Origin of the sequence: Bradyrhizobium liaoningense (genome assembly GCF_018130825.1) — a bacterium.
GTDB lineage: Bacteria > Pseudomonadota > Alphaproteobacteria > Rhizobiales > Xanthobacteraceae > Bradyrhizobium > Bradyrhizobium liaoningense_B.
Genome location: NZ_JAFCJS010000004.1, coordinates 663,837 through 685,377, shown reverse-complemented (window position 1 = coordinate 685,377; position 21,541 = coordinate 663,837). Strand labels below are relative to the sequence as shown.

The window sequence follows — 21,541 nt, the reverse complement described above, 5'->3', positions numbered from 1 at the left end:
ACCATGGCGCAGCCCGTCGTCGTCGACCTCCGCAACATCTACCGCCCCGAAGAGATGGCGGCCGCCGGCTTCACCTATGAGAGCGTTGGCCGTCCGTCGGCGCAGGGCTGATCGTTACACATTGTTGTCATACCCCGCGAAGGCGGGGTATCCAGTACACACGGATTTCGGAGTGGCCGGGATCTGCATTGACTGGATCGTCCGCCCCACGCAGTTGCGCGCAAGGCGGACGATGACGGACCGAGACTATTGCCCCGCAATTTCGACACGCCCCTCCCGATCGATGCCGTGCTCGACGACCTCTCGCGCACGCTGGATCAGCATAACGCGGCCGTGCTGGTGGCTCCGCCCGGCGCCGGCAAGACCACGCGCGTGCCGCTGGCGCTGCTCGATGCGCCCTGGGCCAAGGGCAAAAAGATCATCGTGCTGGAGCCGCGGCGCATCGCGGCGCGCGCCAGTGCCGACCGCATGGCTAAATCGCTCGGCGAGCGCGCCGGAGAGACCGTCGGCTATCGCGTCCGTTTCGGCTCGAAGATTTCGCGCGCGACCCGTATCGAGGTGGTGACCGAAGGCATTTTTACCCGCCAGATCCTCGACGATCCCGAACTCTCCGGCGTTGCCGCCATCCTGTTCGATGAATTCCACGAGCGTTCGCTCGACGCCGACATGGGCCTTGCGCTTGCGCGCGATGCGCAAACCGGTTTGCGCGAGGACCTGCGTATCCTCGTGATGTCGGCCACGCTCGATGGCGCCCGCGTGGCAAAACTGCTCGGCGATGCCCCCGTCGTCGAGAGCGAGGGCCGCGCCTTTCCGGTCGAGACGCGCTATCTCGGTCGCAAGGCGGATGCGCCGATCGAGCGGCAGATGGCGGATGCGATTGCCTCCGCGCTGCGCGCCGACAGCGGCTCGGTGCTGGCGTTCCTGCCGGGCGCCGCCGAGATTCGTCGCACCCAGAATTTTCTGGCCGAGCGCGTGCAGGACGCCAGCATCGAGATCGTGCCGCTGTTCGGCGCGCTCGATGCCGCCGTGCAGGACCGCGCTATTGCGCCCGCGCCGAAGGGCACCCGAAAAGTGGTGCTGGCGACCTCGATCGCGGAGACCTCGCTGACCATCGAGGGCGTGCGCATCGTGGTCGATTCCGGTCTCGCCCGCGTGCCGCGCTACGAGCCCGACATCGGCCTGACCCGGCTCGAGACCGTGCGCGCCGCGCGCGCGGCGGTGGACCAGCGCCGCGGCCGCGCCGGCCGCACCGAGCCCGGCGTCTGTTACCGGCTCTGGGACGAACCGCAGACGGCCTCGCTTGCGCCTTACACCCAGCCGGAAATTTTGAGCGCCGACCTGTCCTCGCTGGTGCTCGATCTCGCGCAATGGGGCGTCGGCGATCCCGCCGCGCTGTCGTTCCTCGATCCGCCGCCGCAACCGGCCTGGAAGGAGGCAAAAAGCCTGCTGTCCGAGCTCAACGCGCTCGATGGCGACGGCCGTATTACCGCCGAGGGCAACAGCCTGCGCGCGCTGGCGCTGCCGCCACGGCTGGCGCGCATGATCGTGGATTCGCATCGCGCCGGCGAGGGCGAGGCCGCTGCCGAGATCGCGGCCATCATCACCGAGCGCGGGCTCGGGGGCGACAGTGTCGACCTCGAGCACCGGCGCGACCAGTTTCGCCGCGACCGCTCGCCGCGTGCCGCGAGCGCACGTGATCTGGCGCGACGCTGGGCCTCGCAGGTGGCAGCGTCCGAGAAAGCGGGACAGCAGGAGGATCTCTCCACCGGCCTGATGCTGGCCTACGCCTTCCCGGACCGTGTCGCGCGCAATCGCGGCAATGGCAGCTTCGTGCTCGCCAATGGCCGCGGCGCCGCCGTGGAGCAGACCTCCTCTCTCGCCCGTGCGCCCTATATCGCGATCGGCGAGATGACGGGAACGGCGGCGAGCGGCCGCATCCTGCTCGCGGCGCAAATCACCCAGGACGAGATCGAACGTCATTTCGCCGAGCATATCGAGGGCGTCGACGAGATCTCCTTCGATCGCGGTGCGATGGCGCTGCGCGCGCGGCGCAAGCGCGCGCTGCATGCGATCACCCTGTCCGAGGCGACGCTGGCCGTGTCGCCTTCGGAAGATACCGCGCGCATTTTTGCCGACGGGCTGATCGCGGCGGGCCTCGATCGGCTGCCCTGGTCGAAAGCCGCAAAGCAATGGCGCGACCGCGTCATGTTCCTGCGCAAGCCCGAGGGCGACAGCTGGCCGGATCTCTCCGATGACGGTCTGATCGCGCGGCGCGATGATTGGCTGGTGCCGGCGCTCTACGACAAGATCGCGCTCAAGGACATCTCCGCCGGCGATCTCTCCGATGCGCTGATGGCTTTGTTGCCCTGGGAGATGCGCGCGCGGCTCGACCGCGAGGCGCCGACCCATTTCGAGGCGCCGACAGGAAGCGTGCTCGCGATCGATTACGAGGCCGAGCAGGGGCCGACCATCGCGGTGCGGCTGCAGGAATTGTTCGGTCTCAACACCCATCCCTCGATTGCGGCCGGCAAGGTGCCCTTGGTGCTGGAGCTTTTGTCGCCGGCGCAGCGCCCGGTGCAGGTGACGCGCGACCTGCCCGGCTTCTGGCGCGGCAGCTACGCCGCCGTGCGCTCTGACCTGCGCGGTCGCTATCCGCGCCATCCCTGGCCGGACGATCCCGCGAGCGCGCTGCCGACCCGGCGGGCGAAGCCGCGCGGGACGTGAGATTTGTAAGCCGGCATTAACCGCCCGCTCATCCTTTTCGCCAAAATGGCGAAGTTCTGGCCGCCGCATTGCTCGCGGGTAGAGGGATTGCGTGGTGAAATCGGGCGTTCCGGCTCGGAAGTGGTGTGATGCGTAACATTATGATCTTCGCGGCCATCATGATCGGCCTCGGCACCTTCATGGCGCAGATGGCGGACAGGGTGAGCTCGGCGTCCGCCACGTCAGTGCCGCGCACGACGGTCGCGGTTGCCGCCGCAGCTCCGGCCGGAGGCCGCAGCCTCGCCATTTCCCGCGACGGCCGCGGGCACTTCCAGACCGAAGGCCGGATCGACGGCCAGCGCATCGGCTTCATGGTCGATACCGGCGCCTCCGTCGTCGCGCTGAACGAGACCTCGGCCGCCCGCTTCGGCCTGCGTCCCTCGCGCAGCGAATACAACGCCACCGTCTCCACCGCCAACGGCACCATCAAGGCTGCCCGCACCCGCATCGCGATGCTCGATGTCGGCGGCCTCATCGTGCGCGACGTCGATGCCATGGTGCTGCCCGACGAGGCATTGTCGGAGAACCTGCTCGGCCTGTCCTTCCTGTCCCGCCTCAAGCGTTTTGAATACGCCAACGGGCAGATGGTGCTGGAGCAGTAAGCCACCTCATGCGCTCCCTAGCGCGCTGACGAACGACCATTCGCACCAAATTTTTGAACGGAACGAGCGCAAGTCCCGCGCAAGATCGCGTTTTCCCGTTACCAAACTGCCGCAATTATCGGCCATAAGCCTTCATTCCCGCCTTCCGCTGCGGCCCGGCATTCGCTAAGGCTGCACCAATTCCTGCCCCTTTTCACGAGACCGTCTCAATGTTTCCCAAGCCGAAACCCGTCTTGCTGCCCAACACCTACGCCTTCGAATCCGAGCCGATGGTGAAGCCCACCGGTTTTCGCGAATACGACGCGCGCTGGTTGTTCCAGAAGGAAATCAACCTGATGGGCGTGCAGGCGCTCGGCATGGGCCTGGGCGCGCTGATCGCCGAGCTCGGCGTCAAGCAGGAGATCGTCACGGGGCATGACTTCCGCGGCTATTCGGCCTCGATCAAATACGCGCTGATCTCCGGCCTGATGGCGGCGGGGTGCAAGGTGCATGACATCGGCCTCGCGGTGACGCCGATGGCCTATTTCGCGCAGTTCGATCTCGACGTGCCCTGCGTCGCCATGGTCACCGCCTCGCACAATGACAATGGCTGGACCGGCGTGAAGATGGGCGCCAACCGTCCGCTGACCTTCGGCCCCGACGAGATGACGCGGCTGAAGGAGATCGTCCTCAGCGCAGAGTTCAAGAACAAGGCCGGCGGCGCCTACCAGTTCCACGAGAACTATCCGGCGCGCTACATCGCCGATCTCACAAATCGCCCGAAGCTTAAGCGCAAGCTGAAGGTCGTCGCCGCCTGCGGCAACGGCACCGCCGGCGCGTTCGCGCCGCAGGTGCTGGAAGCGATCGGCTGCGAGGTGATCCCGCTCGACACCGAGCTCGATCACACCTTCCCGAAATACAATCCGAATCCGGAAGACATGGAGATGCTGCACGCCATCCGCGACGCGGTGCTGCATCACAAGGCCGATGTCGGTCTCGGCTTCGACGGTGACGGCGACCGTTGCGGCGTCGTCGACAACACCGGTGAGGAGATCTTTGCCGACAAGGTCGGCGTGATGCTGGCGCGCGACATGTCGGCGATCCACAAGGACGCGCAGTTCATCGTCGACGTGAAGTCCACCGGCCTCTTCATCACCGATCCCGTCTTGCAGAAGCAGGGTGCCAAGACCGCCTATTGGAAGACCGGCCATTCCTACATGAAGCGCCGCACCAACGAGACCGGCGCGCTCGCCGGCTTCGAGAAGTCCGGCCACTTCTTCTTCAACAAGCCCTATGGGCGCGGCTACGACGACGGCCTCGTCTCCGCGATCGCAATCTGCGACATGCTCGATCGCGCGCCCGGCAAGTCGATGGCCGACCTGAAGAACGCGCTGCCAAAGACCTGGTCGTCGCCGACCATGTCGCCGCATTGCGCCGACGAGGTCAAATACGGCGTGATCGACAAGGTGGTGAAGCATTTCGAGGGCTTGCGGACCAAGGGCGCCAAGATCGGCGATCAGTCGATCCGCGACCTCGTCACCGTCAACGGCGTGCGCGTCACGGTCGAGGACGGCAGCTGGGGCCTGGTGCGCGCCTCCTCCAACAAGCCCGAGCTCGTTGTCGTGGTCGAGAGCCCGGTCTCCGAGCAGCGCATGCACGACATGTTCGAGATGGTGAACAGCGTGCTGCGCACGCATCCCGAGGTCGGCGAGTACAATCAGACGATTTGAGGTAAGCGGCTCGCCGCGGCGGCAGTGCGCCCTCTCGCTCGCCCTGAGAGGGTTGAGGTGAGGGGCCTGTCTCCGCGCATCCGGGGAGAGGTGAGAGCGCCGTAGCCCGGATGGAGCGCAGCGCAATCCGGGACAGTCTCACCGAAGCGAGAGATCCCGGATTACACTGCGCTCCATCCGGGCTACGAAGATTGCAGCGTGAAAGCTAAGCCGCCACCACCGCCGGGATCGGCAGCGCCGTGACCGACTTGATCTTCTCCATCGCGAAGCGCGAGGTGACGTTCTTCAGCGGCACCGCGCTGATCAGCTTCTTGTAGAAGATGTCGTAAGCCTGCATGTCCGCGACCACGACGCGCAGCATGTAATCGACGTCGCCGGCCATGCGGTAAAACTCCATCACCTCCGGCATGGCGCTGACGGCCTCGGCGAATTTCTTGAGCCAGGCATCGGAATGGTCGGAGCTTTCCACCGACACGAACACGGAGATGCCGAGCCCGATCTTGTTCTGGTCGACGAGGGCGACCCGCTTCAGGATCACGCCATCGGCCTCCAGGCGCTGGATGCGCTTCCAGCAGGGGGTCGAGGACAGCCCGACGCGGTCGCCGATCTCGGCGACGGACAGGGAAGCATCTTCCTGGAGTACCATCAGAATCTTGCGGTCGATGGCGTCGAGGCGGCGGCTGGTCTCGGGGATCTGGACGGCGACATCAGTCATTTGAAGAACTTTGTTCCATTTCAGGGGCTGATTTCCCTGATATAGAGAAAATCTTTCCACAGCAAGCCCATAATCTCGGCGCTCCGGTGGAATCGCTCTAGGGTTGGCTGCGTAAAAACTCTTCAACTTCAATGCGTTGCGGGGCAGCCGGGCCCCCGCCGTGGCGGGTGCATTTCAGCGCTGCGGCGGCCGCGGCGAATCGCAGCGCCTCCCGCACCCCCTTACCCTCGGCGAGGCGAAGCGCGAATGCACCGTGGAAGACGTCGCCGGCGCCGAGCGTATCGACGGCCTGGACCGGGAAGGCCGCCGTCTCCTCCAGCTCGCCCGCCTCGTTCAGCCAGATCGTGCCGAGGGGGCCGCGGGTGGCGGCGAGGAAGGCCGGCGTCAGGGTGGAGAGGCGCTTCAATGCCTCGCCGTCCTCAGTGATGCCGGCCGTCTCCTGCACCTGCTCGCTGGCGAACAGCAGATGCGAGGCGGCGGTGAGCAGCTCGTCCTGCAACGACATCGCGCGGTCGACGCCGACGATGACGGGAATGCTGCGCCGGCGCGCCTCGGTGCAGAGATCGATGCAGAAGGTGCCGCAGCGGCTCTCGATCAAAACCGCCTGGCAATCGGCGAGCAGCTTGTCGGCGTCGGGCAGCTTCACGGTCCACAGGCCCGGATCGCGATAGATCGTGAGCGTCCGCTCGCCGGAGGGCTCGATCATGATGGCGGAGACCGGCGTGGTCAGACCCGGCATGCGCACGATGTGCGTGGTGTCGATGCCTTCCTGCGCCATCTGCGCGAGGATGAACTCACTCGACCTCTCCCGCGCATCGCCCATGGGACCTGCGAACGCGACGCGGCCGCTAAGTCGCGCCATCGCGATGGCGGCGTTGAGCGCATTGCCGCCGCAGATCTCGGCGAGATGGCTGGCATTCGCCTTGCTGCCGCGCGCGGGCACGGCCTCGACGCGAAAGGTGAGATCGCGCACGGGAATGCCGATGCAGAGGATGCGCGGCGCGGTCGCAGGTAGCGCCATCGGCGGTCAGCTCTTGTCGTGCACCCAGCGGCCGAGCAAATGATGGGCGATGGCGAATGGGTGCGGGCCGGCGAGCCCGTCCGGATGCGTCCGCGTCAGCATCAGCGCGGCCTCTTCGCGCGTGAACCAGCGCGCGTCTTCCAGCTCGGAATGGTCGACGACGATGTCCTCGCTCACGGCCCGCGCGCTGCAGCCGATCATCAGCGACGACGGATACGGCCAGGGCTGTGTCATGTAATACTGCACGTCGGTGCAACGTATGCCGGATTCTTCGAGGATCTCGCGGCGTACCGCGTCCTCGATCGTCTCGGCCGCCTCGACGAAGCCGGCGAGGCACGAAAACATGCCCGGCGGAAACTGCTTCTGGCGGCCCAGCAGACACTTGTCGCCGGAAGAGACATGCATGATCACGACCGGATCGGTGCGCGGAAAATGCTCGGCCTTGCAAGCAGGGCATTCGCGCTTCCAGCCGCCTTCCTTCATCGCGCTGCGCGCGCCGCAATTGGCACAATAGCCGTGGCGCTGATGCCAGCCCACCATCGACTTCGCCATCGCGACGGCCGACAGCTCGTCGGGCGGGATCGCGCCCTGCATCGCCATGCCCCGCAGCTCGGTCACGGTGTAATCCTCACGGCCGATCAGCTTCTCGGCGGCGGCCTGCGACAGGCCCATGCCGAACATTGCTGCGCCGTCGCGCAAGCCCAGAAAGATCGTGCCGGGATTGGCGCCGCATTTCAGCGCCTCGTCGATTCCTAGCAGCGCGCGGACCTTGTCGCCCTCGCGCTTCACCAGCAGCGAGTCGCGGTACACGACATAGGCGCGGGATGACGATTTCTGCTCCAGCGCGAACAGCTTTTCGTCGTCGCGGCGCAGATGTGCGGCGCGGTCGAGGACGTTGGTGACGAAGGCCGGCTGCCCCAGCGGAAATGCGTCGAATGCTGACATTGTTATTCTTTCAACCCAACCAGATTTTTCGGCGAAGCGCGCTGATGAAATTCTGAACCTCTGCGGCGTCATGCGCGAGGGGCGGCATCACGCCCCACACCGGTCGCGGCCAGGCCGCGTCACTGGTGCGCCGCGCAATGATGTGGACGTGCAGCTGCGGCACGAGGTTGCCGAGCGCGGCGACGTTGAGCTTGTCGCATTTGGTGATCTCCTTCAGCGCGCGCGAGACGCGGGAGATCTCGGTCATCAACTGCGCCTGCTGCACCTCGTCGAGATCGATGATCTCGACCGCGTCGGGCCGCCGCGGCACCAGCAGCAGCCAGGGATAATGCGCATCCTTGATGACCAGCACCTTGGACAGCGGCAGGTCGCCGATGTCGATGGTGTCCTCTTTCAGGCGAGAGTGCAGCGACCAGGCGGGTTCGGGCATATGCGTTTCCGGATGGCCCGATGGGGAACGGGCTTGTTTGGTGCGACCATACGATAGGGAGTTGGGGAGGGGAAGGATGGGGCTCCGCAGGTCCCGCATGCTCAGTTGTCGTCCCGGCGAAGGCCGGGACCCATACCGCGAGGTCTATCGACTGCGGTTGGTGCTAATCCCGAACGACCAATCTTCGCAAAACATCTCCCTGTGGTTATGGGTCCCGGCCTTCGCCGGGACGACAGCGAATTTGCAGCGTCCTCTTACGCCTCCGCCAGCACCCGCGCATTGGCGCGGACGGAGGCTTCGCTCACGCGAATGCCGAGGCCGGGGCCATCGGGGACCACGACATGGCCCGCGCGGTTGGCGACGCGCTCTTCCAGGACGTCCTCGGTCAGCACATGATGCGGCATGTAGAATTCGCAGCCGAGCGAGATGCCCGGCGTTGCCGCGATCAGCTGCGTGCCGGCGGCAAGGCCAATGCCGCCCTCCCACAGCGTGCCGCCATAGCCGGGCAGGCCGGCGATGTCGGCGATCGCCATGATCGCCTGCGCTTCGAACAGGCCACCGGCCTTCATCAGCTTGATCGAGACCGCATCGGCCGCCTCGCGGCGCACCACCTCCATCATGTCGCGGCGATCGAAGCAGCTTTCGTCGGCGAGCACGGGGGTCTCCAGCGCCGCGGTGAGCTGCGCCATCACGTCGAGATATTTCCGCGGCACCGGCTGCTCGATGAAGGTCGGCGCGAACTCTTCGACGTCGCGCAGGATCTTGATGGCGCCGAACGGCGCCAGCGCCTGGTTGTAGTCGACGCGCAGATCGACCTTGTCGCCGAATTCCTTTCGGATCGCCTCGAGATGGTCGAGGTCCTCGCGATGCGGTTTTACGCCGGTCTTGACCTTGTAGATGACGTTCCCTTCGGGAACCATCTTGCGCATGCGCTCGAGGTCGGCGGCGAAATCGGGATCGGCGATCGAGAAGGACAGCGGGATCGTGTCGCGCACGCGGCCGCCGAGCAGGTCGGCGACTGACAGTCCCGACGACTTGCCGACGATGTCGAGCAGCGCCATCTCGATGCCAACCTTAGCCTCGGCATGTCCGACCAGCGCGCGGTCGAGCTCGGCCATCAGCGCTCGGATGCGGCGCACGGATTTGCCGAGCACGATGGGACGCAGATAGATATCGAGCGCCGAGAACGCAGCTTCAGGCGTTCCCGTAAAGACCTCCCACGGAGCCGCCTCGCCCCAGCCAACCACGCCATCGCTGGAGGTGAGCTCGATCAGCACGCGCTTCACGGTACCCTTGACGTTGCCGACGCCCTGCAGGCGCGCCATCTTGATCGGGCTTTCGATCAGGAACAGCCTGATGCGTTCGACGGTTGCTTCGGTCATGTCAGGCCTCCATTGACGTGCCAGACCTGGCCGGTGACGTAGGACGCCTTCGGTGACGCCAGGAAGGCGATGATTTCGGCGACTTCCTCCGGCCGCCCGCGACGGCGCATCGGGATCAGTGCTTCGGTTGCGGCGATCTGCTCCGGTGAGAGCCGGCTCTCACTCGGCTTGTCCTTGACGATCAGGCCGGGTGAAACCGCGTTGACGGTGATGCCGTCTTTCGCAAGCTCCATCGCGGTGAGGCGTACCAGCGCTTCGAGCGCGGAGCGGCTCGCGGCGGTCGCGGCGAAGGGCGCGAATTCGGGCCGGATCGCATGCGCGACAAAGGACGACACTGCGACGATCCGGGCATCTTGCCCGGTCCGCAACAATGGCAGCGCGGCGTTGACGAGGCGCGTAAAAGCCAGTGCGGATTCGTCCATCGCTTGCCGGAATTGATCGGCGGGCGTGCCGATGGCGCTGCCGCGGCGGGCATGGCCGCCGATGAGAACCAGTCCGTCGAGCCGACCGAAGGCGCGTTGCGCGGCGGCGATGGCGTCGGTGGCCGCAGTCTCCTCGGCGAGATCGCCGAGGCATTTTGCGACAACAGCGCCATTGGCTTCGGCTTCCGCCGCGGTGGCGTCGAGACCCGCCGCGTTGGAGCGCGTGTGCAGCAGCAGCCCGGTGCCGGGCGCCGCGAGCAGTTTTGCGGTGGCGCGGCCGATGCCGCTGGCGGCGCCGGTGACGAGATAGGCGCGATCGATATTGGGCATCAGGGTGTTGCGTTGGCCGGCGGCAATGCGCCGGTGCGGTGGAAATGGCTGAGGAAGGCGCGCGTCGCGGCTTGCTGCGGATTGTCGATCACCTGCCGCGCCGGGCCTTCCTCGACGACGACGCCGTCGCGCATGAAGATCAGGCGATCGGCGACCTCGCGGGCAAAGGCGATCTCATGGGTCACGATCACCATGGTCATGCCTTCGGAGGCGAGGCGCTGCATCACGTTCAGCACCTCGCCGACGAGCTCCGGATCGAGCGCGGAGGTGGCCTCGTCGAACAGCATGACGTCAGGCTCCATGGCGAGCGCGCGCGCGATCGCGACGCGCTGCTTCTGTCCGCCGGAGAGCGTTGCCGGATACTGGTCGGCCTTCTCGGCAAGGCCCACTTTTGCAAGCTGTGCCCGCGCGAGTTTCTCGGCGTCGGCCTTGGCCATGCGCCGCACCGTGACCGGTCCCTCCATGACGTTCTGAAGCGTCGTCATGTGCGGGAACAGATTGAAATGCTGGAACACCATGCCGGTGGTCGCACGGAACTTTGCCAGCGTCTTCACATCGGGAAGCTTTGTGCCCTCGCCGAACGCAAAGCTTGTGTCGCCGACGCGGACGCTGCCGCCGTCGGGCACGACCAGGAGATTGATGCAGCGGAGCAGCGTCGATTTGCCGGAGCCCGACGGCCCGATCAGCGCGACGACGCCGCCCTTGGCGACGTCGAGATTGATGTTCTTCAGGACCTCGTTGCTGCCAAAACTCTTGCGCAGGCCCCGGATCTCGATTTTCGAAGTGTTCTTTGACGTGTCGCTCATTCGCTCACCGCCAGTCGCTTCTCGCCACGCCGGACGATGATGGTGAGCGGGATCAGGATCGCCGCATAGGCGAGGGCAACCGCAGTGTAGGTCTCCAGCGGCCGGTAGCTGTCATGGGCTGCGACCTGGCTCTGATAGACCAGGTCCGGCACCGCGAGCACCGAGACCAGCGAGGTGTTCTTGAACTGGATGATCGACTGATTCATGAGCGCCGGGATCATGCGCTTGATCGCCTGCGGCAGCACGATGCGCCGCATGGCCTGGCTCGGCGTCATGCCGAGCGCGGCGCCGGCTTCCGACTGGCCGCTGTCGATCGAGACGATGCCGCCGCGGATGATCTCGGAATAGAACGAGCCGCCATAGAGCGAGAGCGCAAGCGCGGATGCCGTGATCGGCGTCATCTCGACGCCGGCCAGGATCGGCAGCGCGTAATAGAACCAGATCAGCTGCACCAGGATCGGCGTGCAGCGGAACGCCTCGATGAAGGCCAGCGCGGTCAGCCGCAGCGCCCTGAAGCGCGACAGGCTGCCGAATGCGCCGAGCAGGCCGAACAGCAGCCCGCAAACGACGATGATCACGGTGAAGCCGACGGTGACGCCGAGCCCGTTGAGAAAGAGCCAGCGATAGCTCCAGAGGATGCCGAAGTCCCACTGATACATGCGTGTCTAAACTCGTCGTACGCCTCGTACTGTCATTCCGGGGCGCCCGAAGGGCGAACCCGGAATCTCGAGATTCCGGGTTCGATGCTGCGCATCGCCCCGGATTGACGGCGTTGCTCTTACAGCGACACACCCGGCGGAATGTCCGCCTCGGTCACGCCCACCAGCTCCATATTCGTGATGATGGCGTTGCGGATGAAGCCGAGGCCCTTGTTGAAGTCGATCCAGGTGTTGACGTAGTCGCGCCAGGTCTTGTCGGCCTCGCGGCGGAAGCCGGCGTTCGACGTCGTCGCGAAGATCGGCGTCGGCAGTACGAACTGGCCGAGCGACGGGTTCTTCTTCAGCACGGTGAGCGAAAGCATGGTGATGAGGCACTGCGCATCGACGCGGCCGGTCTGCAGCGCGGCGGTGGCATCGTCTGCGGTCTTCAGGCGCGTGATCTGCGCCTTCGGCGTCAGGCGGCTGACGACCTGGTCGTGCGAGGAGCCCTGGTCGACCGCGATCTTGATGTCGGGCGAGTTCAGTTCGGCCCAGCTCTTCGGCTTGAAGTCCTTCTTGCAGAGGATACCGAAGGCGTTGTTGAAGACCGGCACCGAGAAGTCGATCACCAGCGCGCGCTTCGGCGTCGGGTTGAGACCGAAGAAGATGTCGATCTTGTTGGACTGCAGGTCGAGCACCGAATTGCCCCAGGTGGTCTCGGTGATCTCGAGCTCGGCCTCCATGTCGTCGGCAAGCCCCTTGGCAATGTCGATGTAGAAGCCCTTCCACTGGCCGGTGGCGAGATCCTTCATGTAGTAGGGCGCGCCGCCGCCGACCGCGCCGATCCGCATCTTCTTGGTCCGACGGATGCGGGCGAAGGTCGATTCGTTCGGATCGGCGGTCTGGGCCACGGCCGGCGCGGCCAGCGCGGCCGCGGTCACAGCGCCAAGTCCGACAATCGATGCAACATCACGACGTGTAACCATTGGGATCAATCGCTTTTCTGGTTGGATGGAGTTCCGGCCGCGTTCTTACCAAGGCGGCGCCAGCAGTGAAAGCACAGCCTATCGGCTGGGCAGGCCCGGGATTGCCCGGATGCTGGGCAAACTCGATCCGTTCGCGCCGATACCCGCTTGCTTTCCGCTCCCTTTGGCCCCAAATAGGGACCGGGAGATTGGCGGTGGACGAGCCACTCGCCAACCGGGTCAGGTCCGGAAGGAAGCAGCCCTAACGAGGTCCGGATCGGGTCGCTCGTCAGTCTCCTACCTGTTTTTCCGAGCGAATTGCGCCGGCGGGCCCCCCGCCAGCGCGCTCCTTTCCGCAAAAGCCGGCCGAGAGAGATTTCATTGCGGATCGACCGATGACCGACGCTGGCGCCCCTCCCAATCCTGATAGCGCCGGCCCGGCCGGCAATGCGCCTTACCGGGTCCTGGCGCGGAAATACCGTCCCTCCAGCTTCGACGACCTGATCGGCCAGGAGGCCGTGGTCCGCACCGTCTCCAATGCGTTCGAGACCGGCCGCATTCCGCAGGCCTGGATCCTCACCGGCGTCCGCGGCGTCGGCAAGACCACCACTGCGCGCATCCTTGCCCGGGCGCTCAACTATGAGATGCCGGACGGCTCGGTGAAGGGGCCGACCATCCACATGCCGACCTTGGGCGTGCATTGCCAGGCGATCATGGAAAGCCGGCACATGGACGTGCTGGAGATGGACGCGGCCTCGCACACCGGCGTCGACGACGTCCGCCAGATCAATGACAGCGTGCGCTATGCGCCGGCCAGCGCCCGCCACAAGGTCTACATCATCGACGAAGTCCACATGCTGTCGACGGCGGCGTTCAACGCCTTCCTGAAGACGCTGGAGGAGCCGCCGGAGCACGCCAAGTTCGTGTTCGCGACGACCGAGATCCGCAAGGTTCCGGTCACCGTGCTGTCGCGCTGCCAGCGTTTTGATCTCCGCCGCGTCGAGGCCGATGTGCTGATGAAGCATCTCGCCAATATCGCGACCAAGGAAAGCGTCGAGATCGAGCCCGAGGCACTCGGCATCATCGCGCGCGCCGCGGAGGGCTCGGTGCGCGACTCTCTGTCGCTGCTCGACCAGGCGATCGCGCATGCGGCGGGGCAGGTGAAGGCGGACGCCGTCAGGCAGATGCTGGGTCTTGCCGACCGCACCCGCGTCATCGACCTCTTCGATTCGCTGGCGCGCGGCGATATCGCGAGCGCCTTCAAGGAGTTCCGAGACCAGTACGATGTCGGCGCCGATCCGATCGTCGTGCTCTCCGACCTCGCCGAATTCGTCAATTTCGTCACCCGCGTGAAGATCGTGCCGGCGACCGCCGACAATGTCGCCTATGGCGAGACCGAGCGTGTGCGCGCGAAGGATTTCGCCTCGAAGATCTCGATGCGCGTGCTGTCGCGGATGTGGCAGATGCTGCTCAAGGGCATCACCGAGGTGCAGGCCGCGACGCGCCCCGCCGCGGCCGCCGAGATGGTGCTGGTGCGCATCGCCTATGTCGCCGACCTGCCGACGCCGGACGAAGCGATCAGGATGCTGGAGCAGAACGGCGGCGGCTCGCCGGTGGTGAACGGCGGCGGTGCTGCGCGCAGCGGTGCGCCGGCGGCACCGATGGCCTCCGCAGCGCCGGTTGCGTCTGCCGCGCCCGTTCGCATGCCGACATCGTCGCCGACCGCATTCGGCGGCGCTGCCCGTCCGCAGATGGCGGCGCCCGCGCCCGATCCGCAAGGCGCCGCGCCCCAGCTGCGCATCACCAGCTTCACCCAACTCGTGGCGCTCGCCGGCCAGAAGCGCGACCTCATGACCAAGGGCGCGCTCGAAGGCGACATGCGCCTCGTCCGTTTCGAGGAGGGCCGGCTCGAGGTCGCGCTCGAGCCGAACGCCTCCAAGACCATGATCTCGGAGCTTGCGAAAAAATTCGAGCTATGGACCGGCCGGCGCTGGACCGTGATCGTCTCGAACGAAGCGGGCCAGCCGACGCTGCGCTCGGTGAACCAGGCCGCCAAGCAGGAGCATGCGCGTACCGCCGAGGCCGATCCGCGCGTGCAGGAGGTGCTGTCGCGCTTCCCCGGATCGAAGGTCGTCGAGGTCCGCAGGCTTGCCCCCGAGGCGCCGGAATCCAATATTAATGCGGACTATGGCAGTGACGATCCGCCCGACGGTTCCGACGGCGACGACGATCTCTGAGCCGACCTTTCCAAGGATACACACCGATGGCTGATTTTCTCGGCATGATGAAGCAGGCGGCGCAACTGCAATCCAAGATGCAGGAGATGCAGGAGCAACTCGCCAATGTGGAGGTTGAAGGCATCTCCGGCGGTGGTCTCGTCGCCGTGCGCATGACCGCCAAGATGGACGTCAAGGGCATCAAGATCGATCCCTCGCTGATGAAGCCGGAGGAGCGCGAGGTGCTGGAAGACCTGCTCGTCACCGCGCTCGGCGATGCCCGCCGCAAGGCGGAGACGGCGGTGCAGGACAAGATGCAGTCGCTCACCGGCGGGCTTGGCCTGCCGCCGGGGCTGTTCGGCCAGTAACATGGGCGCGGTTGCAGGTCCCGAGATCGAGCGGCTGGTCCAGCTTCTCGCGCGGCTGCCGGGCCTCGGTCCGCGCTCCGCGCGGCGCGCGGCGCTGCATTTGATCAAGAAGCGCGAAGCGCTGATGATGCCGCTGTCGTCCGCGTTGCAGGTCGCGCTGGACAAGGTCCAGGTCTGCAAGACTTGCGGCAACATCGACACGCAAAATCCCTGCACGGTCTGCACCGATCCGAAGCGTGATCCCGCCATCATCGTCGTTGTCGCCGACGTCGCCGATCTCTGGGCGCTGGAGCGGGCCAATGCGACGCAAGGCCGCTATCATGTGCTGGGCGCGACATTGTCGCCGCTCGACGGCGTCGGCCCGCAGGACCTCACCATCGACGCGCTGGTGGCGCGTGCGCATGCACCGGAAGTGCACGAAATCATCCTGGCGCTGAATGCCACCGTCGACGGCCAGACCACGGCGCATTACATCACCGACCTGCTTCAGGACGCCAACGTAAAAGTAACCCGACTCGCGCATGGTGTGCCGGTCGGTGGCGAGCTTGATTATCTCGACGAGGGGACGCTATCGGCCGCCATGCGGCAGCGGACTCTGTTCTAGCTATCCAGAACTTACGGAACGGACGATATGACGAAACTTTTCGCCACACGCTTGGCTTTGGCCGCGACGATGATGCTGCTGGTGACCCCGGCCATCTCCGCGCAGCAGGACGATACGGCGCCGCCGCCGTCCAAGCCCGGCAAGCCGATCAACACCGGCGACGTGCTCTCGGGCGAGCTGAACGCAATGAAGGTGCGGGACGTCAAGAACGCCGGGAAGCGGATCGCGACCTACCAGATCACCTCCGAGCCGCGTCGCCTGCCGCCGCCGAGCGGGCTGTGCAATCTCGAGACCGGCCCCGAGACGTTCCAGCTCGTCACCTCCAGCGACGCGCAGGCCGCGCAGCTGAAGTCGTTCGTCGGCAAGGAGATCTCGGTCAAGGTCGACGAGGTCGCCTGCGCCAGCGATCCCGGCCAGATGAGCGAGGCCGTGATCACGAAGTGGAGCCTGATCAAGAAGCAGTAAGGGCGCCCGAGGTGAGTAGGGTGGGTTAGCCGAAGGCGTAACCCACCCTACGGCATCGTCATACCCTCACCGGCCCCAGCGCCTCAAAGTGCCCGCGCCTCTGCAGCCAGGCCAGCAGCACCAGGCTCGGGATCGCCACCAGCACGCAGATCACGAAGAACAGCGCCCAGCCCGTCGTTTCCGCGACGTATCCGGCGCCTGACGAGAGATACGTCCGCCCCACCGCCGCAAGCGCGGTGAGCAGCGCGTATTGCGTCGCCGTGTGCAGCGGATTCTGGCACAGCGCCGAGAGATAGGCGACGAAGATCACGGTGCCGATGGCGCTGGTGAAGTTCTCGGCGCAGATGGCGAGCGCCAGCGCCCATTGATTGGTGCCGACCACGGCGAGCCAGGAGAAGGACAGATTGGCGAGCGCCTGCACCACGCCGCCGATCCAGAGCGACGTCGCCAGCGAATAGCGCCGCGCGACGAACCCGCCGGCAAAGCCGCCGATCAGCGTTGCGGCAAGGCCCACGCCCTTCACGATCGCCGCATAGTCGTTGCGGGTGAAGCCGAGGTCGATCACGAACGGCGCCGTCATCGTGCCCGAGAAGGCGTCGGTGAACTTGAACAGCACCACGAAGGAAAGTGCGGCGAGTGCGTCCTTGCGCGACAGAAATTCCGAGAACGCGCCGATCGCCGCATGCAGCACGCGCGTGAACGCGCTCTCTTCTTGCGTCGCGGCCTCGGCCCGCATCGATTGTTCGGGCTCGGTCGCGACCAGCGCCGTGATCGTCCCGATCAGCACCATCGCCGCCATCACCACATAGCCCCACATCCAGGCTGATTGGCGCGGAATGCCGGTGCCCTCGAAACCGGAGACGATGAACAGCGCACCCGCGGTCGAGACCAGCATGCCGATGCGATAGGCTGCGACGTAGGCCGCCATGCCGGCGGCCTGCTCGCTCTCGGGCAGGCTCTCAACGCGGAAGGCATCGACCACGATGTCCTGCGTCGACGACGTCGTCGCCACCAGCAGCGCGCCGAGCGCAACGTAGAACGGCGAGCGTGCGGGGTCGGTCAGCGCCAGCAGCACGATCGAGACGATCAGCAGCAATTGCGAGAACACCAGCCAGCCGCGCCGCCGCCCGAAGGCGCGGGTGAACAGCGGCACATGCAGCGCATCCACCAGCGGCGCCCACAGGAACTTCAGCGTGTAGGGCGTGCCGACCAGCGCGAACAGACCGATGGTCTTGAGATCAACCCCGGCCTCGCGCATCCAAACCAGCAGCGTCGAGCCCGATAGCGCCAGCGGCAGCCCCGAGGAAAAGCCGAGGAACAGCACGATCAGCACCCGCGGTTGCAGGTAGACGGCAAGGCTCTCGCGCCAAGAGGTCGCGGGGGCGGCGGTCACGGCGGAGGAGGTCGCGTCGGGAGCGGTCATGGGGTGGTGTTAGCAGATTCTGGGGGCGGCTTGGGAGGTGTCGTCGCCCGGTCAAGCCGGGCGACGACAGTGTGCCTTAAGCTCACTCCCCCGCCTGGAGCTTCCGCGGAAACAGTTCCGGCCCTGCCGTCGCCACCAGCCTTGGCCCATCCGGCGCGTCGCTCTTGCTGAAATCGAGCTCCTCGATCCGGCCTGCGCGCTTCTCGATCTTGTCGGCGGAGATCAGGATCTGGCGGACGTCCTCGTTCGCGTCGGAAAAATGCTTCTGCAGTTTGACCACGCGGTCGCGCAGGCGGCCGAGATCGTCGCCGAGCTTGATCACCTCGGTCTGGATCTGGTCGGCGGCATCGCGCATGCGCGCGTCCTTCATGATCTGCTGCATCACCTGGATCGCGAGCATCAGCAGCGAAGGCGACACCAGCACGACGCGAGCGCGATAGGCTTTCTGGATCACATCGTCGAAGCCGTCATGGATCTCCGCGTAGACCGATTCCGACGGCACGAACATCAGCGCCATCTCCTGGGTCTCGCCGGTGACGAGGTATTTTTCGGCGATGTCGCTGACATGCTTCATCACGTCGCCGCGCAGCCGCTGCGTGGCAATGCGCCGCTCCTCGTCGGTGCGGGCGTCGTGCAGCGCCGTCATCGCCTCCAGCGGGAATTTGGCGTCGATGCAGAGCGGGCGTTGGTCGGGCAGGAACACGACGCAGTCGGGCCTTTTGCCCGTCGATAGCGTGAATTGGAACTCGTAGGAGCCTTTGGGAAGACCGTCCTGGACGATCGCCTCCATCCGCGCCTGGCCGAAGGCGCCGCGCGACTGCTTGTTGGCGAGCACGTCGCGCAGGGTCGTCACCTGCGTTGTGAGGTCGGTGAGGTTCTTGTGCGCGCTGTCGATGATGCCGAGCCGCTCGTGCAGGGCGCGCAGGCTCTCCATGGTGTTGCGGGTCGAATGTTCCATGGACTGGCCGACGCGGTGGGTGACCGAATCCAGCCGCTCGTTGACGGCCCGGGCCATCTCGGCCTGCCGGCCGGCCAGCGCCTGGGTCATGGCGTCGACCCGCCCCGAGGCCTCGCTCTGGGCGCGCAGCACTTGAGCGAGGCGTTCCTCGAGCTCGTCGGCCCGGATCGCGTGCGCCATGGCGAGTTCCGCGCCGCGCTGCCCCGAGCGGGCGATGACGACGGCGATCACAACCAGCAGGATGAGGACAACCGCGCCGAAGCCGATCAGCGCGTCGATGGTGCGCACCGGCCAGTCGCCGAGCATGAAAATGATCTCGTTCATGCAAGCCCTTCTAACCGATTCGCAGTCTGACGCGAACGAAGAGGGAACGTTGGCGGTTAACCGCCCCCTAATTTTTATGGTTAACAAAACCTGAAGTTTTATGGTTAGCGGAGGGTTAACGGGGTTCCTCACCGCATTGACCGCATCCGGCATGGGGCTTAAATCGCGGCCATGGCCCTACGAGAAATCATCATCCTGCCCGACAAGCAACTGCGCCTGGTCTCCAAGCCGATCGAGAAGGTCACTTCGGAGATCCGCAAGCTTGCCGACGACATGTTCGAGACCATGTACGACGCGCCTGGCATTGGCCTCGCCGCGATCCAGGTTGCGCAGCCGCTGCGGCTGATCACCATGGATCTCGCCAAGCGCGACGAGAGCGGCGAGACCAAGCACGAGCCGCGGGTGTTCATCAATCCCGAGATCCTGGCTTCCTCCGAAGAGCTCTCGGTCTACGAGGAAGGCTGCCTCTCGATCCCCGAATATTACGAGGAGGTCGAACGTCCCGCGAAGGTGCGCGTGCGCTTCACCGATCTCGACGGCAAGGTGCACGAGGAGGACGCCGAAGGCCTCTACGCCACCTGCATCCAGCACGAGATCGACCATCTCAACGGCGTGCTGTTCGTCGACTATCTGTCGAAGCTCAAGCGCGACCGCGTGATGAAGAAGTTCGAGAAAGCCGCCAAGCGCGCGGGCGAGTAGGGTTCTCCGTCGATGCCCCTCCGCCTCATCTTCATGGGCACGCCCGATTTCTCCGTGCCGACGCTCCTGGAGCTGGTCTCGCACGGCCACGAGATCGTGGCCGTCTACACCCGCGCGCCGAAGCCGGGCGGGCGGCGCGGCCTGCAGTTGCAGCCGACGCCGGTCGAGGAAGCCGCGCGAAAACTCGGCGTTCCCGTGCTGACACCAAAAACGCTGAAGACGCCGGAAGCGCTGGAAGAGTTTCGCGCGTTCGATGCGGATGCAGCCGTGGTCGTCGCCTACGGCATGATCCTGCCGCAGGCGATCCTCGATGCGCCAAAACTCGGCTGCTACAATCTGCACGCATCGCTGCTGCCGCGCTGGCGCGGCGCCGCGCCCATCAATCGCGCGATCATGGCGGGCGACGCCGAGAGCGGCGTCATGGTGATGAAGATGGATGTCGGCCTCGACACCGGCGACGTCGCTATGGCCGAGCGCCTTCCGATCACGGACAATATGACCGCGGTCGATCTGCACGATCGCCTCTCGCGCCTTGGCGCGGATCTGATGGTGCGTGCCATGGCCGCGCTCGCTCGCGGCGGGCTCCAGCTCAAAAAGCAGAGCGAGGACGGCGTCACTTACGCCGCCAAGATCGACAAGGCCGAGGCGCGGATCGACTGGAGCAAGCCCGCCCGCGCGGTGCTGCGCCATATTCACGGCCTGTCGCCGTTTCCCGGCGCCTGGGCCGAGCTTGAGAATGCGCGCGTCAAGATCCTGCGCTGCGAGCTGGCGAAAGGATCGGGCGAGCCCGGCGCGGTGCTGGATGAGCAGCTCACGATCGCCTGCGGCGAGGATGCCATTCGCATCATCGAGCTTCAGCGCGAGGGCAAGGGCCGGATGCAGGCCGCGGACTTCCTGCGCGGCGTGCCTGTGAAGCCGCCGATGCGGCTGGCCTGATGCCCCGCTACAAGCTCACCATCGAATATGACGGCGCGCCGTTCTTCGGCTGGCAGGTGCAGGACACGCTGCCGTCGGTGCAGGGTGCGCTGGAAGCGGCGGTGAAGGCGATGACCGGCGCGGATTTGCGGGTGCATGGCGCCGGCCGCACCGATGCCGGCGTGCATGCCCGCGGCCAGGTCGCGCATGTCGACGTCGAGAAGCAGTTTCCGCCCGGCCGCTTTCGCGACGGGCTCAATGCGCATCTGCGCCCGCATCCGATCGCGGTGCTCGAGGCCGAGATTGTGCCTGATACGTTCGAGGCGCGCTTCTCGGCGCTCAAGCGCCACTACCGCTACCGCGTCGTCAACACCCGCGCCAATCTCGCGCTCGACGTCGGCCATGCCTGGCGCGTGCCGCGCCGGCTCGATGCCGAGGCGATGCACGCGGCGGCGCAGCGCCTGCTCGGCAAGCACGATTTCACCACCTTCCGCGACACCGAGTGCCAGGCCAAATCGCCGGAGAAGACGCTCGACCAGCTCGACGTCATCCGCGACGGCCGCGAGATCACCGTCATCACCTCGGCGCGCTCGTTCCTGCACAGCCAGGTGCGCTCGATGGTGGGATCGCTGGTCTGGGTCGGCGAGGGCCGCTGGACCGCGGACGATCTCTCCGCAGCGCTTGCCGCTCGCAACCGCACCGCCTGCGGCATCGTCGCTCCGCCGGACGGGTTGTATCTGATGAAGGTGGACTACGAGTGAGGCGCGTTGCGGAAACGCTCTCGGACCAACAAAAAAGCCGGCGCTCGCGCGCCGGCTTTTTGATTGATGAAGGCAAGGCC

The 21,541-nt window shown here is 65.9% G+C and carries 21 protein-coding genes, 1 other RNA gene and 1 pseudogene; 12 read left to right on the top strand and 11 right to left on the bottom strand.

From position 1 onward, the window contains the following. From JQ603_RS38070 to JQ603_RS21865, 4 genes and pseudogenes are all read left to right on the top strand, one after another. Positions 1-111, top strand: a pseudogene (locus JQ603_RS38070) (UDP binding domain-containing protein); the annotation flags it as partial. Positions 112-249: 138 nt separating this feature from the next. Beyond that, a complete protein-coding gene (gene hrpB / locus JQ603_RS21875; RefSeq protein ID WP_212342429.1) occupies positions 250-2,724 on the top strand; it encodes an ATP-dependent helicase HrpB in 2,475 nt (824 codons plus the stop codon). 128 nt (positions 2,725-2,852) lie between these two features. Beyond that, the gene (locus JQ603_RS21870; protein ID WP_026312063.1) at positions 2,853-3,365 is read left to right on the top strand and encodes a TIGR02281 family clan AA aspartic protease; all 513 of its coding nucleotides are present in this window, start codon (positions 2,853-2,855) and stop codon (positions 3,363-3,365) included. A gap of 209 nt (positions 3,366-3,574) precedes the next feature. Further along, positions 3,575-5,074 (top strand): phosphomannomutase/phosphoglucomutase, encoded by a 1,500-nt coding sequence (locus JQ603_RS21865; RefSeq protein WP_212342427.1) that lies wholly within the window; start codon positions 3,575-3,577, stop codon positions 5,072-5,074. 205 nt (positions 5,075-5,279) lie between these two features. On the opposite strand, the gene JQ603_RS21860 is transcribed toward JQ603_RS21865, so the two are convergent. From JQ603_RS21860 to JQ603_RS21820, 9 genes are all read right to left on the bottom strand, one after another. Next, the gene (locus JQ603_RS21860) at positions 5,280-5,789 is read right to left on the bottom strand and encodes an Lrp/AsnC family transcriptional regulator (RefSeq protein ID WP_063693182.1); all 510 of its coding nucleotides are present in this window, start codon (positions 5,787-5,789) and stop codon (positions 5,280-5,282) included. A 97-nt stretch (positions 5,790-5,886) separates the two neighbouring features. Then, the gene (locus tag JQ603_RS21855; RefSeq protein WP_212342425.1) at positions 5,887-6,810 is read right to left on the bottom strand and encodes a sugar kinase; all 924 of its coding nucleotides are present in this window, start codon (positions 6,808-6,810) and stop codon (positions 5,887-5,889) included. 6 nt (positions 6,811-6,816) lie between these two features. Next, positions 6,817-7,755, bottom strand: coding sequence for an NAD(+) diphosphatase (gene nudC, locus JQ603_RS21850; protein WP_212342423.1), 939 nt, complete (start codon positions 7,753-7,755; stop codon positions 6,817-6,819). A gap of 10 nt (positions 7,756-7,765) precedes the next feature. Beyond that, positions 7,766-8,185 (bottom strand): HIT domain-containing protein, encoded by a 420-nt coding sequence (locus JQ603_RS21845; RefSeq protein WP_194465830.1) that lies wholly within the window; start codon positions 8,183-8,185, stop codon positions 7,766-7,768. Positions 8,186-8,439: 254 nt separating this feature from the next. Beyond that, positions 8,440-9,567, bottom strand: coding sequence for a muconate cycloisomerase family protein (locus JQ603_RS21840; protein WP_212342421.1), 1,128 nt, complete (start codon positions 9,565-9,567; stop codon positions 8,440-8,442). Then, complete coding sequence (locus JQ603_RS21835) at positions 9,564-10,319, bottom strand: SDR family NAD(P)-dependent oxidoreductase (RefSeq protein ID WP_212342420.1); 756 nt, start codon at positions 10,317-10,319, stop codon at positions 9,564-9,566. Before JQ603_RS21835 ends, JQ603_RS21840 begins: the two co-directional genes overlap by 4 nt. Further along, positions 10,319-11,125: an amino acid ABC transporter ATP-binding protein gene (locus tag JQ603_RS21830; RefSeq protein ID WP_212342418.1), complete on the bottom strand. Its 807-nt coding sequence runs from the start codon at positions 11,123-11,125 to the stop codon at positions 10,319-10,321. The genes JQ603_RS21835 and JQ603_RS21830 overlap by 1 nt, the downstream gene beginning before the upstream one ends. Further along, complete coding sequence (locus tag JQ603_RS21825) at positions 11,122-11,784, bottom strand: amino acid ABC transporter permease (protein WP_212342417.1); 663 nt, start codon at positions 11,782-11,784, stop codon at positions 11,122-11,124. The genes JQ603_RS21830 and JQ603_RS21825 overlap by 4 nt, the downstream gene beginning before the upstream one ends. Positions 11,785-11,903: 119 nt before the next feature. Then, positions 11,904-12,749, bottom strand: coding sequence for a transporter substrate-binding domain-containing protein (locus JQ603_RS21820; protein WP_212342416.1), 846 nt, complete (start codon positions 12,747-12,749; stop codon positions 11,904-11,906). Between the two features lie 183 nt (positions 12,750-12,932). Between JQ603_RS21820 and ffs the strand changes: the two genes are divergently transcribed. The 5 genes from ffs (at position 12,933) to JQ603_RS21795 (ending at position 16,381) form a co-directional block, all read left to right on the top strand. Then, positions 12,933-13,029: signal recognition particle sRNA small type (gene ffs / locus JQ603_RS21815), an RNA gene on the top strand. A 94-nt stretch (positions 13,030-13,123) separates the two neighbouring features. Then, positions 13,124-14,965 carry a DNA polymerase III subunit gamma/tau gene (locus JQ603_RS21810; RefSeq protein ID WP_212342415.1) on the top strand — a complete coding sequence of 614 codons (1,842 nt, stop codon included), beginning with the start codon at positions 13,124-13,126 and terminating at the stop codon, positions 14,963-14,965. Between the two features lie 26 nt (positions 14,966-14,991). Further along, the gene (locus tag JQ603_RS21805; RefSeq protein ID WP_211412300.1) at positions 14,992-15,312 is read left to right on the top strand and encodes a YbaB/EbfC family nucleoid-associated protein; all 321 of its coding nucleotides are present in this window, start codon (positions 14,992-14,994) and stop codon (positions 15,310-15,312) included. Position 15,313: 1 nt separating this feature from the next. After that, positions 15,314-15,916 (top strand): recombination mediator RecR, encoded by a 603-nt coding sequence (gene recR / locus JQ603_RS21800; protein ID WP_018643446.1) that lies wholly within the window; start codon positions 15,314-15,316, stop codon positions 15,914-15,916. A gap of 27 nt (positions 15,917-15,943) precedes the next feature. Then, positions 15,944-16,381 carry a hypothetical protein gene (locus JQ603_RS21795; protein ID WP_212342414.1) on the top strand — a complete coding sequence of 146 codons (438 nt, stop codon included), beginning with the start codon at positions 15,944-15,946 and terminating at the stop codon, positions 16,379-16,381. 58 nt (positions 16,382-16,439) lie between these two features. On the opposite strand, the gene JQ603_RS21790 is transcribed toward JQ603_RS21795, so the two are convergent. Then, positions 16,440-17,804 (bottom strand): AmpG family muropeptide MFS transporter, encoded by a 1,365-nt coding sequence (locus tag JQ603_RS21790; RefSeq protein ID WP_212342413.1) that lies wholly within the window; start codon positions 17,802-17,804, stop codon positions 16,440-16,442. Between the two features lie 82 nt (positions 17,805-17,886). Continuing rightward, the gene (locus tag JQ603_RS21785; RefSeq protein WP_212342411.1) at positions 17,887-19,086 is read right to left on the bottom strand and encodes a DNA recombination protein RmuC; all 1,200 of its coding nucleotides are present in this window, start codon (positions 19,084-19,086) and stop codon (positions 17,887-17,889) included. 171 nt (positions 19,087-19,257) lie between these two features. On the opposite strand from JQ603_RS21785, the gene def reads away from it, so the two are divergent. From def to truA, 3 genes are read left to right on the top strand one after another with little or no spacing between them, the layout of a single operon-like run. Beyond that, positions 19,258-19,785, top strand: coding sequence for a peptide deformylase (gene def, locus JQ603_RS21780; RefSeq protein ID WP_080133421.1), 528 nt, complete (start codon positions 19,258-19,260; stop codon positions 19,783-19,785). A 12-nt stretch (positions 19,786-19,797) separates the two neighbouring features. Continuing rightward, complete coding sequence (gene fmt, locus JQ603_RS21775; protein ID WP_212342409.1) at positions 19,798-20,721, top strand: methionyl-tRNA formyltransferase; 924 nt, start codon at positions 19,798-19,800, stop codon at positions 20,719-20,721. Next, positions 20,721-21,461, top strand: a complete 741-nt coding sequence (truA, locus tag JQ603_RS21770) for a tRNA pseudouridine(38-40) synthase TruA (RefSeq protein ID WP_212342407.1) — start codon at positions 20,721-20,723, stop codon at positions 21,459-21,461. Before fmt ends, truA begins: the two co-directional genes overlap by 1 nt. Positions 21,462-21,541: the final 80 nt, after the last annotated feature.

Coding starts and splice junctions, on each gene's coding strand:
- JQ603_RS21870 (WP_026312063.1), top strand. CDS start 2,853: ATGCGTAACATTATGATCTTCGCGGCCATCATGATCGGCCTCGGCACC.
- JQ603_RS21865 (WP_212342427.1), top strand. CDS start 3,575: ATGTTTCCCAAGCCGAAACCCGTCTTGCTGCCCAACACCTACGCCTTC.
- JQ603_RS21860 (WP_063693182.1), bottom strand. CDS start 5,789: ATGACTGATGTCGCCGTCCAGATCCCCGAGACCAGCCGCCGCCTCGAC.
- JQ603_RS21855 (WP_212342425.1), bottom strand. CDS start 6,810: ATGGCGCTACCTGCGACCGCGCCGCGCATCCTCTGCATCGGCATTCCC.
- nudC (WP_212342423.1), bottom strand. CDS start 7,755: ATGTCAGCATTCGACGCATTTCCGCTGGGGCAGCCGGCCTTCGTCACC.
- JQ603_RS21845 (WP_194465830.1), bottom strand. CDS start 8,185: ATGCCCGAACCCGCCTGGTCGCTGCACTCTCGCCTGAAAGAGGACACC.
- JQ603_RS21840 (WP_212342421.1), bottom strand. CDS start 9,567: ATGACCGAAGCAACCGTCGAACGCATCAGGCTGTTCCTGATCGAAAGC.
- JQ603_RS21835 (WP_212342420.1), bottom strand. CDS start 10,319: ATGCCCAATATCGATCGCGCCTATCTCGTCACCGGCGCCGCCAGCGGC.
- JQ603_RS21830 (WP_212342418.1), bottom strand. CDS start 11,125: ATGAGCGACACGTCAAAGAACACTTCGAAAATCGAGATCCGGGGCCTG.
- JQ603_RS21825 (WP_212342417.1), bottom strand. CDS start 11,784: ATGTATCAGTGGGACTTCGGCATCCTCTGGAGCTATCGCTGGCTCTTT.
- JQ603_RS21820 (WP_212342416.1), bottom strand. CDS start 12,749: ATGGTTACACGTCGTGATGTTGCATCGATTGTCGGACTTGGCGCTGTG.
- JQ603_RS21810 (WP_212342415.1), top strand. CDS start 13,124: ATGACCGACGCTGGCGCCCCTCCCAATCCTGATAGCGCCGGCCCGGCC.
- JQ603_RS21805 (WP_211412300.1), top strand. CDS start 14,992: ATGGCTGATTTTCTCGGCATGATGAAGCAGGCGGCGCAACTGCAATCC.
- recR (WP_018643446.1), top strand. CDS start 15,314: ATGGGCGCGGTTGCAGGTCCCGAGATCGAGCGGCTGGTCCAGCTTCTC.
- JQ603_RS21795 (WP_212342414.1), top strand. CDS start 15,944: ATGACGAAACTTTTCGCCACACGCTTGGCTTTGGCCGCGACGATGATG.
- JQ603_RS21790 (WP_212342413.1), bottom strand. CDS start 17,804: ATGACCGCTCCCGACGCGACCTCCTCCGCCGTGACCGCCGCCCCCGCG.
- JQ603_RS21785 (WP_212342411.1), bottom strand. CDS start 19,086: ATGAACGAGATCATTTTCATGCTCGGCGACTGGCCGGTGCGCACCATC.
- def (WP_080133421.1), top strand. CDS start 19,258: ATGGCCCTACGAGAAATCATCATCCTGCCCGACAAGCAACTGCGCCTG.
- fmt (WP_212342409.1), top strand. CDS start 19,798: ATGCCCCTCCGCCTCATCTTCATGGGCACGCCCGATTTCTCCGTGCCG.
- truA (WP_212342407.1), top strand. CDS start 20,721: ATGCCCCGCTACAAGCTCACCATCGAATATGACGGCGCGCCGTTCTTC.